The sequence below is a fragment of the Catellatospora sp. KI3 genome (genome assembly GCF_029948125.1).
GTDB lineage: Bacteria > Actinomycetota > Actinomycetes > Mycobacteriales > Micromonosporaceae > Catellatospora.
Genome location: NZ_JASAMB010000027.1, coordinates 52,908 through 67,581, shown reverse-complemented (window position 1 = coordinate 67,581; position 14,674 = coordinate 52,908). Strand labels below are relative to the sequence as shown.

General features: G+C 72.0%; 13 protein-coding genes. 3 read left to right on the top strand and 10 right to left on the bottom strand.

Annotation, left to right across the window (positions count from 1 at the left end):
• Nucleotides 1-2 precede the first annotated feature (2 nt).
• The 3 genes from zwf to pgl are packed head-to-tail and all read left to right on the top strand — an operon-like array spanning nucleotide 3 to nucleotide 3,317.
• Nucleotides 3-1,538 carry a glucose-6-phosphate dehydrogenase gene (gene zwf / locus QEZ54_RS31315; RefSeq protein ID WP_348650594.1) on the top strand — a complete coding sequence of 512 codons (1,536 nt, stop codon included), beginning with the start codon at nucleotides 3-5 and terminating at the stop codon, nucleotides 1,536-1,538.
• A gap of 31 nt (nucleotides 1,539-1,569) precedes the next feature.
• Entirely contained in the window at nucleotides 1,570-2,577 is a 1,008-nt protein-coding gene (locus QEZ54_RS31310) for a glucose-6-phosphate dehydrogenase assembly protein OpcA (RefSeq protein ID WP_281308356.1), read from the top strand.
• Entirely contained in the window at nucleotides 2,574-3,317 is a 744-nt protein-coding gene (pgl, locus tag QEZ54_RS31305; RefSeq protein ID WP_281308355.1) for a 6-phosphogluconolactonase, read from the top strand. Before QEZ54_RS31310 ends, pgl begins: the two co-directional genes overlap by 4 nt.
• 234 nt (nucleotides 3,318-3,551) lie before the next feature.
• Here the strand turns inward: pgl and secG are convergent, their stop codons facing one another.
• From secG to QEZ54_RS31255, 10 genes are all read right to left on the bottom strand, one after another.
• Nucleotides 3,552-3,806: a preprotein translocase subunit SecG gene (gene secG / locus QEZ54_RS31300; protein WP_281308354.1), complete on the bottom strand. Its 255-nt coding sequence runs from the start codon at nucleotides 3,804-3,806 to the stop codon at nucleotides 3,552-3,554.
• Nucleotides 3,807-3,881: 75 nt separating this feature from the next.
• Entirely contained in the window at nucleotides 3,882-5,594 is a 1,713-nt protein-coding gene (locus QEZ54_RS31295) for an ABC transporter substrate-binding protein (protein ID WP_281308353.1), read from the bottom strand.
• Between the two features lie 267 nt (nucleotides 5,595-5,861).
• Nucleotides 5,862-6,641 (bottom strand): triose-phosphate isomerase, encoded by a 780-nt coding sequence (gene tpiA, locus QEZ54_RS31290; protein ID WP_281308352.1) that lies wholly within the window; start codon nucleotides 6,639-6,641, stop codon nucleotides 5,862-5,864.
• 3 nt (nucleotides 6,642-6,644) lie between these two features.
• Nucleotides 6,645-7,841, bottom strand: a complete 1,197-nt coding sequence (locus QEZ54_RS31285; RefSeq protein ID WP_281308351.1) for a phosphoglycerate kinase — start codon at nucleotides 7,839-7,841, stop codon at nucleotides 6,645-6,647.
• The gene (gap, locus tag QEZ54_RS31280) at nucleotides 7,841-8,845 is read right to left on the bottom strand and encodes a type I glyceraldehyde-3-phosphate dehydrogenase (RefSeq protein WP_281308350.1); all 1,005 of its coding nucleotides are present in this window, start codon (nucleotides 8,843-8,845) and stop codon (nucleotides 7,841-7,843) included. The genes QEZ54_RS31285 and gap overlap by 1 nt, the downstream gene beginning before the upstream one ends.
• Nucleotides 8,846-9,126: 281 nt before the next feature.
• The gene (gene whiA / locus QEZ54_RS31275; protein WP_217397533.1) at nucleotides 9,127-10,107 is read right to left on the bottom strand and encodes a DNA-binding protein WhiA; all 981 of its coding nucleotides are present in this window, start codon (nucleotides 10,105-10,107) and stop codon (nucleotides 9,127-9,129) included.
• 79 nt (nucleotides 10,108-10,186) lie between these two features.
• The gene (gene yvcK, locus QEZ54_RS31270; RefSeq protein ID WP_281308349.1) at nucleotides 10,187-11,134 is read right to left on the bottom strand and encodes a uridine diphosphate-N-acetylglucosamine-binding protein YvcK; all 948 of its coding nucleotides are present in this window, start codon (nucleotides 11,132-11,134) and stop codon (nucleotides 10,187-10,189) included.
• Nucleotides 11,135-11,221: 87 nt separating this feature from the next.
• A complete protein-coding gene (gene rapZ / locus QEZ54_RS31265; RefSeq protein ID WP_281308348.1) occupies nucleotides 11,222-12,106 on the bottom strand; it encodes an RNase adapter RapZ in 885 nt (294 codons plus the stop codon).
• 106 nt (nucleotides 12,107-12,212) lie between these two features.
• Entirely contained in the window at nucleotides 12,213-14,150 is a 1,938-nt protein-coding gene (gene uvrC, locus QEZ54_RS31260) for an excinuclease ABC subunit UvrC (RefSeq protein WP_281308347.1), read from the bottom strand.
• Between the two features lie 56 nt (nucleotides 14,151-14,206).
• Nucleotides 14,207-14,668 (bottom strand): Rieske (2Fe-2S) protein, encoded by a 462-nt coding sequence (locus tag QEZ54_RS31255; RefSeq protein ID WP_281308346.1) that lies wholly within the window; start codon nucleotides 14,666-14,668, stop codon nucleotides 14,207-14,209.
• Between the last annotated feature and the right edge of the window lie 6 nt (nucleotides 14,669-14,674).

The following is a 14,674-nucleotide window of genomic DNA, read 5'->3' as shown; positions in this document are numbered from 1 at the left end:
GCGTGTCGTCGACCCCGCAGCAGCCCAACCCGCTGCGGGATCCGCAGGACCGGCGCCTGCCGCGCATCCCTGAGCCGTGCGCGCTGGTCATCTTCGGGGTCACCGGCGACCTCGCCCGCAAGAAGCTGCTGCCCGCCGTGTACGACCTGGCCAACCGCGGTCTGCTGCCGCCCGGCTTCGTGGTGCTCGGCTTCGCCCGCCGCGACTGGGGCGACGGCGACTTCGAGCAGCTCGCCCGCACCTCGGCCCAGGAGCACGCGCGCACCCCGTGGCGCGAGGAGGTCTGGAACCGGCTGTCGGGCAACATCAAGTTCGTCGGCGGCGCGTTCGACGACGACGCCGCGTTCGACACGCTGTCGCGCACGCTCGACGAGCTGCGCGACTCGCACGGCATCCCCGGCAACGCGGCGTTCTACCTGTCCATCCCGCCCGCGGCCTTCCCGACCGTGCTCAAGCAGCTCGAGCGCACCGGCATGGCCGACAACGACAAGTCGGGCGGCTGGCGCCGCGTGGTGGTGGAGAAGCCGTTCGGTGAGGACCTGGCCTCGGCCAAGTCGCTCAACGACCTGGTGGACGACGTGGTGAGCGCGCAGGACGTGTTCCGCATCGACCACTACCTCGGCAAGGAGACGGTGCAGAACATCCTCGCGCTGCGCTTCGCCAACTCCCTGTTCGAGCCGCTGTGGAACTCCAAGTACGTCGACTCGGTGCAGATCACCATGGCCGAGGACGTCGGCATCGGCACCCGCGCGGGCTTCTACGACGCGACCGGCGCCGCCCGCGACGTGCTGCAGAACCACCTGCTCCAGCTGCTGGCGCTGGTGGCCATGGAGGAGCCGACGACCTTCGACGCCGCCGAGATCCGGGCCGAGAAGCTCAAGGTGCTGCGCGCCACCGCGCCCCCGGCCGACGTGTCGACCGGCACGGTGCGCGGGCAGTACCTGACCGGCTGGGTGGCCGGGCAGCGGGTAAAGGGGTACCTGGAGGAGTCCGACGTCCCGGCGACCTCGACGACGGAGACGTACGTCGCGGCGCGGCTGTCGATCCAGAACCGCCGCTGGGCGGGGGTGCCGTTCTACATCCGGGCGGGCAAGCGCCTGCCCCGGCGCGTCACCGAGGTCGCGGTGCTGTTCAAGAAGGCGCCGCACCTGCCGTTCTACCCCGAGGACGTCGAGCTGCTGGGCCACAACCAGCTGGTCATCCGGGTGCAGCCGGACGAGGGCGTGATGCTCAAGTTCGGGTCCAAGGTGCCGGGCACCCAGATGGAGCTGCGCGACATCAGCATGGACTTCGCGTACGGCGAGGCGTTCACCGAGTCGAGCCCGGAGGCGTACGAGCGGCTCATCCTCGACGTCATGCTCGGCGACCGGACGCTGTTCCCGGACGCCGCCGAGGTCGAGGAGGGCTGGCGCATCGTCGACCCGCTGGAGGAGGCCTGGATCGGCACCAAGCCGGCCACCTACCGGGCGGGCGAGTGGGGGCCGCGCGAGGCCGACGAGATGCTGGCCGCCGAGGGCCGCACCTGGCGGCGGGCATGAGCGAGAAGAATCTCTCCGGAAGGCGGGCGGGATGCTAGCCCTGTGGGACACCACCGGTAACGAGGTGGTGCGCAAGCTCGCCGCGGAGCGGCGCAACGCCGGCGGCGTGGCCAGCGGCCTGGCCCTGAACCTGGTCGTCATCGTGGACGAGGGCCGCTCGCGCCAGGTGGAGGACGCGGCCACCATCGCCGCCGCCTCGCACCCGTGCCGCCTGCTCGTGGTCAGCCGCGGGCCGGTGGCCGGGGTCGACGCGGCGACCGCCAACGCCAAGGACCGGCTCGACGCCGAGATCGTGGTCGGCGGCCGGCTCGGCCCGTGCGAGGCCGTGATCATGCGGATGCACGGCCGGCTGGCCCTGCACAGCGAGTCGGTGGTCATGCCGCTGCTCGCCCCGGACGTGCCGGTGGTCACCTGGTGGCACGGCACCCCGCCGGAGCACATCGCGTACGACCCGCTCGGCGTCGTGGCCGAGCGGCGGGTCACCGACATCGCCCAGTGCGCCGACCCCGAGGGCGCGCTGCGCCAGCGGGCGCTGGACTACGCGCCGGGCGACACCGACCTGTCCTGGACCCGGCTGACCGGCTGGCGCTCGCTGATCGCGGGCGCCTTCGACACCGGCAACGCCAACGCGGTCTCGGCGGTCGTGTACGCCGGTGCCGCCGACCCGCTGGGCGCGCTGCTGCGCGGCTGGATCGTCAGCCGCACCGGCATCCCGGTGCGGCTGGCCGACTCGGCCGACGGCAGGCTCAGCGGCGTCGACTTCGCGCTGGCCGACGGCGGCACGCTCAGCCTGCACAGCACCGGTGACGGGATGGCGCTGCTGCGCCGCCCCGGCCACCTCGACCTGGTGCTGCCGCTGCTGCAGCGGCGGCTGGGCGAGGAGCTGGCCGAGGAGCTGCAGCGGCTCGACGCCGACCAGCCGTACTCGCGGGCGCTGGCGGCGGCGACCGGGGTGGGCGGGCTCGGCGAGCGGCCCAGCGTGCGCACCCACATCTGGCAGGACCCGGCGTGGACCCAGGCCGTGGGGGCGGCGGCATGACCGTGCAGGTGCACGCCGACGCCGCCGCGCTGGCGGAGTCGGTGGCGACCCGGCTGGTGGCGAAGCTGGCGCAGGCCCAGGCCGCGTACGGCGGCGCCCACGCGGTGCTGACCGGCGGCCGGGTGGCGGCGGCGGTGCTGCGCGCGGTGCCGACCAGCCCGGGCTTCGACTCCGTCGACTGGTCGCGGGTCGACCTGTGGTGGGGCGACGAGCGGTTCCTGCCCGCCGGCGACCCCGACCGCAACGAGACCCAGGCGCGGGCGGCCCTGCTGGACGCGCTGCCGCTCGATCCGGCCCGGGTGCACCCGATGCCACCCTCGGACGGCCCCGACGGCGCAGACCCGGTCCTGGCGGCCCGGCGCTACGCCGGGGAGCTCGCGGCGGCCGCCGACGGCGCTGAGCTGCCGCGTTTCGACGTGCTCCTGCTCGGCGTCGGCGAGGACGGGCACGTGGCCTCGGTCTTCCCGGGCCACCCGGTGCCGGACGGCACCGTCGGCGCGGTGACCGACAGCCCCAAGCCGCCGCCGGTGCGCACCACGCTCACCCCGGCCGCGATCAACACGGCCGACGAGGTGTGGCTGGTCGCGGCGGGCGGCGACAAGGCCGGCGCGGTGGGCACGGCGCTCACGAGCGGCGGCGGGCTGCCCGCAGCGTCGGTGCACGGCCGCACGCGGACGCTGTGGCTGCTCGACGAGGCGGCTGCGGCAAGGATCCCGGCGGACTCACCGGTCCGGCGCTGACCGCACCGCCCACGACGAAGGCGCCGACCCTCACCGGTCGGCGCCTTTTGAGTTCACGCGTGCACCCACGCCGAGCCCCCGCCAGCCGAATGGTTTGGAAGGGGCCCTTCTTCTACGCGAAGCGATAAGAAGGGCCCCTTCCTTTCGCTCTGAGCGCGCGCACGACGGCGCGCGCCGATCACGTGAAAGGGCCGGTCGGCGATGCCGACCGGCCCTTTCACGTGATCGCGCGGATCAGGCGCCCATCTCCAGCTTGAGCCACAGGCCCAGGCCGACGATGCAGGCGAACCAGACGATGCCCACCAGCACGGTGTACCGGTCCAGGTTCTTCTCCGCCACGGAGGAACCCGCCAGGCTCGACGAGACGCCACCGCCGAACATGCTGGACAGGCCGCCGCCCTTACCCCGGTGCAGCAGCACCAGCATGGTGAGCAGGGCGCTGGTGATGATCAGCAACACGATCATTGCGTAGGCGAAGCCGATCGGCATGAGCACGGTCCTTCGGTATCGGTGGCCGCTGGCGCGGCCCGGGTGTCGGTCAAGAATAGCGGGCGCGGCCCGGCGTCAGGAGGGCGAGGATGCCACATCCGTGGCGATGGTCGGGTCGAGCAGGCCCAGCGCGGCCAGATCGGGCATGCCGAACTGGGAGTGGATGAACATCCCGCCCACGTTCGACCCGGCCATCCGGATCGCGTTGGGGTAGATCACCGGGATGGTGACGGCCAGCTGCGACAGCTTGCCGTCCAGCTCACCCCACAGCTTGTACTGGCGCGCCAGGGTCGGCTCGGCGTTGGCCTCCTTGATCGCCTGGTCGATCTCGGCGTCCTTTAGGAACGAGTAGTTCGACCCGCTCAGCTCGCCCGGCGGCTGCACCAGGCTGCCGTCGAACAGCGGCGGGATGACGGCCGAGCCGTTGGCCCAGTCGGGGATCCAGCCCGCGTAGATCAGGTGGTAGGGGTGGCCGGAGTCGGCGATGATGTCCCAGTACATGTCGGCGTCGAGCCGCTTGAGGTTGACCTTGATGCCCACGCGGACGTACGCGTCGACCATCGTCTTGACGTACCGGGCGATGGTGTCGTTGTCCGGCAGCGCCACGTTGATGGAGTCGGGGCAGGTGACCTTGTCGTCCTTGGCCTGGTCGATCAGGGCGATCGCCTTGTCCTCGTTGCCGTCGCCGTCGCTCAGCGTGCCGTAGTCGTCGAACTTGGCGTGCGCGGCCAGGTTCGGCGGGATCATCGAGGTGGCCAGGTCGCCGATGATCGACCCGCCCATCGCCTGGCGGTACTTGCGCTTGTTGAACGCGTACACCAGGGCCTGGCGGCAGCGCAGGTCCTTGATCAGCTTCGTGTTGATGGCGAAGTAGCGCACCGCGCCGGTCGGACCGGTCGCCGTCCGCTTGGACAGCTCGGGGTCGTTGACGACCTGCTGCAGGAAGTTCGGCGCGACGTTGGCGTTGAGCAGGACCGAGTTGCGGTCGCCGCCCTGGTTCTGGATCAGCGCGTTGGTGACCGCCGGGTCGTTCTCGTTCTTCACGATCTCGATCTTGTCCGGGAACGCCTTGCGGATGCCGTCCACGCTCGCCGACCAGTGCTCGTTGCGCACCAGGGTGATCCGGTCGTCGGCCACGCGCGGCTCGACCCGGTACGGCCCGTTGGACAGCGGCCGCCGGTCGTAGGCGTCCTTGTCGCCGTCCGAGCCCGGCTTGGCCGGGGAGAACACCGACAGGGCCACCGCGTAGTTGAAGTCACCGGTGGGCTGCTTCAGCTTGAACTTGATCGTGCGCGAGTCGTCGCAGGTGACCGAGTCCAGCTCCTTGCCGCTGTACGGGCCCTCGTACGGCGTCGCGTTGTCGGCCAGCAGCAGCTTCGCGTACGGCAGGCCCGACTTGAACAGCGAGGAGAAGTTGCGCTCGACGCCGTACTTCACCTGCTGGCAGTTGATCGCGGCGCCGTCCTCCCACTTCACGCCCTCGCGCAGCTTGAACTCCCACACCGTGTTGTTCTCGCTGGGCCGGCCCAGGTCGGTGGCGAGGTCGGGCACCAGCTCGCTGCCGGCCGCGCCGGGCTCGGACTTGTACGTCGTGAGCGTGCGCGACAGCAGGCGGCTGACGTTGGAGTCCAGTGCCGCACCGATCTTCTGCGGGTCCAGGTGCGAGGGCAGCTGCGTCAGCACCACCCGGATCGTGCCGCCCGCGGTGACGGAGGTGCTCGAGTCGGCTGCGGAGTCGCAGGCGGCCACCGCGCCCGCGGTGACGAGCGCCAGGACGGCTGCGGTCATGCGGCGGCGCGTTCGCGCGAGGTGAGGCATGGTCGTCCTCTCGGCGGGCGGGGGTGGCCCACCAAGGATCTCGGGGGTGGTCGGGGGCGGGACCGCGCACCCAGAGGTGGCCCGGTCACGCGCACACTTTAGGCACTCGCGCCGCGGCACCGGCAGGCGGGAGCCAGATCGCAACAAAGAAGGACTCCCGGCATCCGTAAGATCACTGCCGGTGACAGCGGAGCGGGCGGGGGCCGATGGCCACCCGCCCGCTCCGACGTACCGGGGTCACTCCCCCAGGCGGCAGATCTTCGCGAAGTCGTCCGCGTCGAGGCTCGCCCCGCCGACCAGCGCGCCGTCGATGTCGGGCTGCGCCATGATCGCGGCGATGTTCGAGCCCTTCACCGAGCCGCCGTAGAGGACGCGCACCGCGTTGGCGGTGGCGTCGCCCTGCACCTTGGCCAGCTGCGCGCGGATCGCGCCGATGACCTCCTGGGCGTCCTCGGGCGTGGCGGTCTTGCCGGTGCCGATGGCCCACACCGGCTCGTACGCCACGACGACCTTCTCCACCTGCGCCGGGGTGAGCCCGGCCAGGCCGCCGTCGAGCTGGGCCAGCGTGTACTCCACGTGGGTGCCCGCCTCGCGGATGTCCAGGCCCTCGCCGATGCACAGGATCGGCGTCATGTCGTCGGCGAGCACGGCCTTGACCTTGGCGTTGACCAGCTCGTCGCCCTCGGCGTGGTACTGCCGGCGCTCGGAGTGGCCGACGACCACGAACGAGCAGCCCAGCTTGGCCAGCATGCTCGCGGCGATCTCGCCGGTGTAGGCGCCCGACTTGTGCGCCGAGACGTCCTGCGCGCCGTACTTGATCAGCAGGCGGTCCCCGTCGACCAGGGTCTGCACGCTGCGGATGTCGACGAACGGCGGGATCACCGCCACCTCGACCGCCTCCAGCTGCTTCTCGTTCAGGCTGAACGCGAGCTTCTGGGTCAGGGCGATGGCCTCGAGGTGGTTGAGGTTCATCTTCCAGTTGCCGGCCATCAGCGGCCGGCGCTTCTCCACTGCCATCTGTCAGGCCTCCAGCGCGAGCAGGCCCGGCAGGGCCTTGCCCTCCAGGTACTCCAGCGACGCACCGCCGCCGGTCGAGATGTGGCCGAAGGCCGCCTCGTCCAGGCCCAGCGCCCGCACCGCCGCGGCGGAGTCGCCGCCGCCGACCACGGTGAAGCCGTCGACCTTGGTGATCGCCTCGGCCACGCCGCGGGTGCCGCCCGCGAACGGAGCCAGCTCGAACACGCCCATCGGGCCGTTCCAGAAGACCGTCTTCGCCCCGGCCAGCGCGTCGGCGAACAGCGCCACCGACGCCGGGCCGATGTCCAGGCCGAGCCAGCCGTCCGGGATGGCGTCGGCGGCGACCGTCTCGGTCTGCGCGTCGGCGGCGAACCGGTCCGCCACCACGATGTCCACCGGCAGCACGATCCGGTCGCCGGCGCGGGCCAGCAGGTCGCGGCAGGTGTCGAGCATCTCGTCCTGCAGCAGCGAGCCGCCCACCCCGTGGCCCTGGGCCTTGAGGAAGGTGAAGCACATGCCGCCGCCGATGAGCAGCTTGTCGGCGCTGTTCAGCAGCGCCTCGATCACGGCGAGCTTGTCGGAGACCTTCGACCCGCCGAGCACCACCACGTACGGCGTGGCCGGGTTCTCGGTGAGGCGCTTGAGCACCTCGACCTCGGTCGCGACCAGGCCGCCCGCGTAGCGCGGCAGGCGGGCCGCCACGTCGTAGACGCTGGCGTGCTTGCGGTGCACCGCGCCGAACGCGTCGTCGACGTACACGTCGGCGAAGGCGGCGAGCTGGTCGGCGAACGCGCCGCGCACGGCGTCGTCCTTGCTGGTCTCACCGGCGTTGAAGCGCAGGTTCTCCAGCAGCACCACCCCGCCGGGCTGCAGGCCCGCGACGGCCGCCTGGGCCGACTCGCCGACGGTGTCGGCGGCGAACTCCAGCGGCGAACCCAGCAGCTCCTGCAGCCGCTGCGCGACCGGGGCCAGGGTGTACTTCGGGTCGGGCTCGCCCTTGGGGCGGCCCAGGTGCGACATGACGATCACGGCCGCGCCCGCGTCCCGCAGGGCGACGATGGTCGGCAGGACGGCCCGGATGCGGCCGTCGTCGGCGATGACGCCGGGCTGGTCCTTGACGAAGGGCACGTTCAGGTCGGCGCGCACGAGCACGCGCCGACCTGAGACACCCTCGCCGAGCAGGTCGTCGAGGGAACGCATTACAGCGATGCACCCACGAGCTTGGTGAGGTCCACCAGGCGGTTGGAGTAGCCCCACTCGTTGTCGTACCAGCCGACGACCTTGACCTGGTTGCCGATGACCTTGGTCAGGCCGGCGTCGAAGATGCAGGAGGCCGGGTCGGTGACGATGTCAGCCGACACGATCTCGTCCTCGGTGTAGACCAGGATGCCCTTGAGCGGGCCCTCGGCCGCCGCCTTGATCGCGGCGTTGACCTCCTCGACCGACGTCTCGCGAGCGGCGGTGAAGGTCAGGTCGGTGGCCGAGCCGGTCGGGATCGGCACGCGCAGCGCGAAGCCGTCCAGCTTGCCCTTCAGCTCCGGCAGCACCAGGCCGATGGCCTTGGCGGCACCGGTCGAGGTCGGCACGATGTTCAGGGCCGCGGCGCGGGCGCGACGCAGGTCCTTGTGCGGGCCGTCCTGCAGGTTCTGGTCCTGGGTGTACGCGTGGATCGTGGTCATCAGACCCTTCTCGATCCCGATCGTGTCGTTCAGGACCTTCGCCATGGGGGCGAGGCAGTTCGTGGTGCAGGACGCGTTCGAGATGATCTTGTGCGCGGCCGGGTCGTACTGGTCGTGGTTGACGCCCAGCACGATGGTGATGTCCTCACCCTTGGCCGGGGCCGAGATGATGACCTTCTTCGCGCCGTTGTCGGCGTGCACCTTCGCCTTGGCGGCGTCGGTGAACAGGCCGGTCGACTCGATCACGACGTCGGCGCCCAGGTCGCCCCAGGGCAGCTTGCCCGGGTCGCGCTCGGCGAACGCCTTGAACGACTTGCCGTTGACCGTGAGGTCGGTGTCGGTCGCCTTCACCTCGTAGGGCAGGCGGCCGAGGATGCTGTCGTACTTGAGCAGGTGCGCCAGGGTCGCGTTGTCGGTCAGGTCGTTGACGGCAACCAGCTCGATGTCCGCGCCGGACGCCAGCAGGGCCCGGTAGAAGTTACGCCCGATGCGGCCGAAGCCGTTGATGCCAACCCGGATGGTCACAGGTCCCATCTCCTCGCATGTGCGCCGACTGGCGGCTTCGAAAGCCGAGTGCGGCGGCCTATAGGTCACTCGCCCGGTCCCGCCGCCCACACACCTGACATAACGGCTTGCTGGCCGAGCTGCCGGCAGCGTCGCCGTACTTGTTCGACCCTAGCTGAGCTGTGACCCGGCGCACCGCCGGGGTCTTTGTTTCACGATGGTGTCGTCCGCCACTCTTTTAACAGAGAAGACGACGATCCCGCCCGAACAGGTCGGGCGGGATCGTCATGCGGCAGGTCGCGTCAGACGGTGAGCATCTCCGCCGTCACGGCGGCCTCGGTGTCCGGGATGCCCAGGTCACGCGCGCGCTTGTCGGCAAGCGCCAGCAGACGCCTTATGCGTCCGGCGATCGCGTCCTTCGTGAGCGGCGGGTCGGCCAGCGCGCCCAGCTCCTCCAGCGACGCCTGCCGGTGCTCCAGCCGCAGGCGGCCCGCGCTGGTCAGGTGGCCCGGGGCGTCGTCGGCCAGGATCTCCAGGGCGCGGGTGACCCGGGCCGCCGCGGCGACCGCGGCCCGCGCCGAGCGGCGCAGGTTGGCGTCGTCGAAGTTGGCCAGGCGGTTGGCGGTGGCCCGCACCTCGCGCCGGACCCGGCGCTCCTCCCAGGCCAGCACGCTGGAGTGAGCGCCGATGCGGGTGAGCAGCGCCGCGATGGCGTCGCCGTCCTTGACCACCACCCGGTCCACCCCGCGCACCTCGCGCGCCTTGGCGGTGATGCCGAGCCGCCGCGCCGCGCCGACCAGCGCCAGCGCCGACTCCGGCCCTGGGCAGGTGATCTCCAGCGCGCTGGAGCGGCCCGGCTCGGTCAGCGAGCCGTGCGCCAGGAACGCGCCCCGCCACGCCGCCACCGCGCAGCAGACGCTGGCGGAGACGACGTTGGGCGGCAGGCCGCGCACCGGGCGGCCGCGCACGTCCAGCAGGCCGGTCTGGCGCGCCAGCGCCTCGCCGTCCTTGACGATGCGCACGATGTAGTGGCTGCCCTTGCGCAGCCCGCCCGAGGCCAGCACGTGCACCTCGCTGGGGTAGCCGAACAGGTCGGCGACGGTCGTGCGCAGCCGCCGGGCCACCGCACCGGTGTCCAGCTCCGCCTCGACCACCACCCGGCCGGAGACGATGTGCAGGCCGCCGGCGAAGCGCAGCAGGGCCGCCATCTCCGACCGCCGGCAGCACGGCTTGGGCACGTCGACCCGGCTCAGTTCGTCTTTGACCGCAGCGGTCATCGCCATCGTGTCGTCACCTCGTGGCCGGTCGCGGGCTGTGCGCCATGGTTTGTGGTCAAGTCAGGTGGTGCCGGGTTCGTACGTGCTAACGAGCGGTGCCCAAGAGTGGCACCAGTGCGCGGCCCAATCGGACCGGATCGTGTCGGGGCGTGCCGTCATCGACCGCCACCGGGGCGAGCGCGATGCGGGCACCGAGTGATTCTGCCGCATTCGCGACCGGTTCGGGGTCTGGCACGGCATTCCTGTCGACCAGAACAATATCGACCTTGAGGTCCGGCAGGTACCGGCTCAGCGCCGCGAGGTGGTCGGGCAGCGACAGACCGACCGTCTCCCGGTCCGCGGCGAGGTTCAGGGTCACCAGCCGGCGCGCCGGGCTGGCCGTGATCGCGGCCGCCTGCTCGGGCACCAGCAGGTGCGGAATGACGCTGGTGTACCAGCTGCCGGGGCCGAACACGAGCCAGTCGGCCGCGCCGATCGCCTCGATGGCCTGCGGGCACGGCTGCGGGTAGGGCGGCTCCAGCCGTACCTCCAGGACCCGGCCCGGTGCGACCGCGACCTGGTGCTGGCCGCGGACGGTGACCTTCTCGCCGTCGACGAGCAGGTCGGCCTCGATGCCCAGCGGATGGCAGGACATGGGCAGCACCCGGCCGACGGCGTGCACCATCGCCTGGGCGTGCTCCAGTGCCGCCACCGGGTCGCCCAGCAGCTCCATCAGACCGCACAGCACCACGTTGCCGACCGGGTGCCCGGCCAGCTCGTCCGAGCCGGTGAAGCGGTACTGCATCAGCTTGGCCGTACCGTCGCTGACCCCGTCGTCGGCGGCCAGCGCCGCCAGGGCCTGGCGCAGGTCACCGGGGGGCAGCACCGAGCGGGCCGCGCGCAGCCGGCCGCTGGAGCCGCCGTCGTCGGCCACGGTCACCACCGCCGTCAGGTCCAGCGGCAGCCCGGTGGCGCGCAGCGCGCGCAGGCTGGCGCTCAGGCCGTGCCCTCCCCCGAAGGCCACCACCTTGATCGGCTTCGTCGCCTCGTTCATGCCGCTCCTCGCTGAGCTCGTCGCGGTCATGGACGTGCCGAGCCTCGTCAGTGTTCCCCGTCATATGCGCCGAAGTCGCTCGTGGTGTCACTCACGGCCGAGGTCGCGGTGCTGCGCGTGTGCCACCACCCGAAGTTCACGCAGGCGGCGGGCCAGCTCCTCGGCGATGGCGACGCTCCGGTGCTTACCGCCGGTACAACCGACGGCGACGGTCAGATACCGCTTGCCCTCGCGTTCGAAACCCGGCGCGGTGGCCAGAACCAGCCGCGCGTACGTCTCCACGAACGTCCCCGCGCCCCGCTGCCCCAGCACGTACCTGCTGACGGGCTCGTCGCGGCCGGTCTGCTCGCGCAGCTCCGAGACCCAGAACGGGTTGGGCAGGAAGCGCGCGTCCAGCACGAAGTCGGCGTCGGGGGGCAGGCCGTACTTGAAGCCGAACGACAGCACGGTGACCCGCAGCCGCAGCGCGTCGGGGCTGGCGAACAGCTCCTCGACCCGGGCCCGCAGCTGGTTGACGTTCAGGTGGGAGGTGTCGATCAGCACGTCGGCCTGCTCGCGGGCCTCGGCGAGCAGGGCCCGTTCGGCGGCGATGCCGTCGGACAGGCGGCCGTCGCCCTGCAGCGGGTGCGAGCGCCGCACGCTCTCGAAGCGCCGGATCAGCACCTCGTCGTCGGCGTCGACGAAGACCACGCGCGGGCTGAAGCCGCGCTCGCGCAGCTCCCGGATCGCGCCGGCCAGGTCGGTGGAGAAGGCGCGGCTGCGCACGTCGAGCACCATCGCGGTGTGCCGGGCCGCCCCGCCCGCCTTCGCGGCCAGCTCGGCGAGCTGGACCAGCAGCGCCTGGGGCAGGTTGTCGACCACGTAGTAGCCGACGTTCTCCAGGGCACGGGCCACCGTGCTGCGGCCGCCGCCGGAGACGCCGGTCACCACCACCAGGTCGGTCCCGGCCTCGCCGGTTCCGGTCTCGGCCACCGGCTCCGCGCGCTCCCCCGCCGCGCCGTGCCTTGCCGTATCCACGCTCACGTACGCCCCCACTAGCGCTCCCGCGCCGGGTCACCGCCCGGCACGAGGCTTCATCCTAGCCAGGCTCGCCCGGAGCACCGCTTCCTGCGGTCGGATTCACCTGCTGGGGTACGCCCAGCGCCGCCAGCACCGCCGCCGCCGTGCGCGGCCCGATCCCGGGCACCTGGGCGATCTCGTCCGCCCCCGCCGCGGCCAGCCGCTTGAGCGAGCCGAAGTGGCGCAGCAGCGCCTTGCGCCGGATCTCGCCGAGACCGGGCACGCTGTCGAGGTCGGAGGCGGTCATCCGGGCCGAGCGGCGCTGCCGGTGGAAGGTGATGGCGAACCGGTGCGCCTCGTCGCGCACGCGCTGCAGCAGGTAGAGCCCTTCGGCCTGGCGGGGCAGGATCACCGGCATCGGGTCGTCGGGCAGCCACACCTCCTCCAGCCGCTTGGCCAGGCCGCAGACGGCGACGTCGGTGACGCCCAGCTCGGACATGACCGCCGCGGCGGCGTTGACCTGCGGCGCGCCGCCGTCGACCACGATCAGCTGCGGCGGGTACGCGAACCGCTTGGGCCGCCCGCCGTCCGGCTCGGGCTCGACCGGCCCCTCGGCCAGGTAGCGCGCGAAGCGGCGCCGCATCACCTCGCTGATCGCCGACACGTCGTCGGTGGCGCCCTTGATGATGAAGCGCCGGTAGTCGCTCTTGCGGGGGACGCCGTCCTCGAAGACGACCATGCTGGCGACCACGTCGGTGCCCTGGATCTGCGAGATGTCGAAGCACTCGATGCGCAGCGGGGCGCCGGGCAGGCCGAGCGCGTCCTCGATCTCCTCCAGCGCGCGGCTGCGCGCGGTCAGGTCGCCCGCCCGGCGCAGCTTGTGCTGGGCCAGCGACTGCAGCGCGTTGCGGGCCACGGTCTCCATCAGGGCCTTCTTGTCGCCGCGCTGCGGCACGCGCAGGTTCACCCGCGAGCCGCGGTGCGCCGACAGCCAGTCCGACAGCGCGTCGGCGTCGGCGGGCAGCTCCGGGACCAGGATCTCGCGCGGCACATCGGCCTCGGTGCCCTCGGCGGGGACCTGGGTGTCGCCGTAGATCTGGGTGCAGAAGTGGTGCACCAGGTCGCCGATGGTGAGTTCCTCGGTCTTGTCGACGATCCAGCCGCGCTGGCCGCGCACCCGCCCGTCGCGGACGTGGAAGACCTGCACCGCGGCCTCCAGCGGGTCGTCGGCGAAGGCGACCACGTCGGCGTCGGTGCCGTCGGACAGCACGATCGACTGCTTCTCCATCGCGCGGCGCAGGGCCACCAGGTCGTCGCGCAGGCGGGCGGCGCGCTCGTACTCCATCGCGGCGGAGGCCTCGCGCATCTGGCGGTCGAGCCGTTTCTGCATCTCGTCGGTGCGCCCGGCCATGAAGTCGCAGAACTCCAGCACGATGGCGCGGTGCTCGTCGGCGCTGACCCGGCCCACGCACGGGGCCGAGCACTTGCCGATGTCGCCGAGCAGGCAGGGGCGGCCGATCTGGCCCGCGCGCTTGAACACCCCGGCCGAGCAGGTGCGCGACGGGAAGACGCGCAGCAGCAGGTCGAGGGTCTCGCGGATGGCCCAGGCATGCGAGTACGGCCCGAAGTAGCGGACGCCCTTCTTCTTCGCCCCGCGCATGACCAGCAGGCGCGGGAACTCCTCGTCGAGGGTGACGGCGAGGTAGGGGTACGACTTGTCGTCGCGGTACTTCACGTTGAAGCGGGGGTCGTACTCCTTGATCCAGGAGTACTCCAGCTGCAGCGCCTCGACCTCGGTGCCGACGACCACCCAGTCCACGCCCGCGGCGGTGGTGACCATCTGCTGGGTGCGTTGGTGCAGCGACCACAGATCGGCGAAGTATGAGTTCAGCCGGCTGCGCAGGCTCTTGGCCTTGCCGACGTAGATGATCCGCCCCGTGTCGTCACGGAAACGGTACACACCGGGCGCGTCGGGAATGCTGCCCGGCGCGGGCCGGTACTGGGACGGATCAGCCACGCGGCAAGCCTAGTAGGGAGGTCTGACGCCGCCCGCCCCAGCGGGTGCGCGGCAGCTCACGCGACCCGCACCTCGTCGCCCTCCACGACGATCCGGCGCTCGTCCAGCGGCCGCCCGGCGGGCTGGTCCGGCCGGACCGGGGCGCCGTCGGCGATGTTGAACTCGCTGAAGTGGCAGGTGCACTTGATCTTTCCGTCGGCGATCTGGCTGACCGGGCAGCTCTGGTGCGTGCAGATGCTGCTGAACCCGACGAACACGTTCGCGGACGGCTGGGTGACCACCGTGCTGTGCTCGGCGAAGATCTTGCCGCTGCCGAGCGGGATGTCGGCCGTCTTGCCCAGCACCGTGCCGCTGGGCGGGGCCGCCCCCGGGCTGCTGCCGCCGCCTGGCGCACCGCCGGTCGGCGTCGCGGCGGGTTCGTCGGTGCCGCAGGCGGCGAGCAGGCCGGCCGCCCCCGCCATCCCGGCGCCCGCGAGCAGGGTGCGGCGTGTGGCGGCAGGCTGAAGCGCGTCACTCATAGGGGT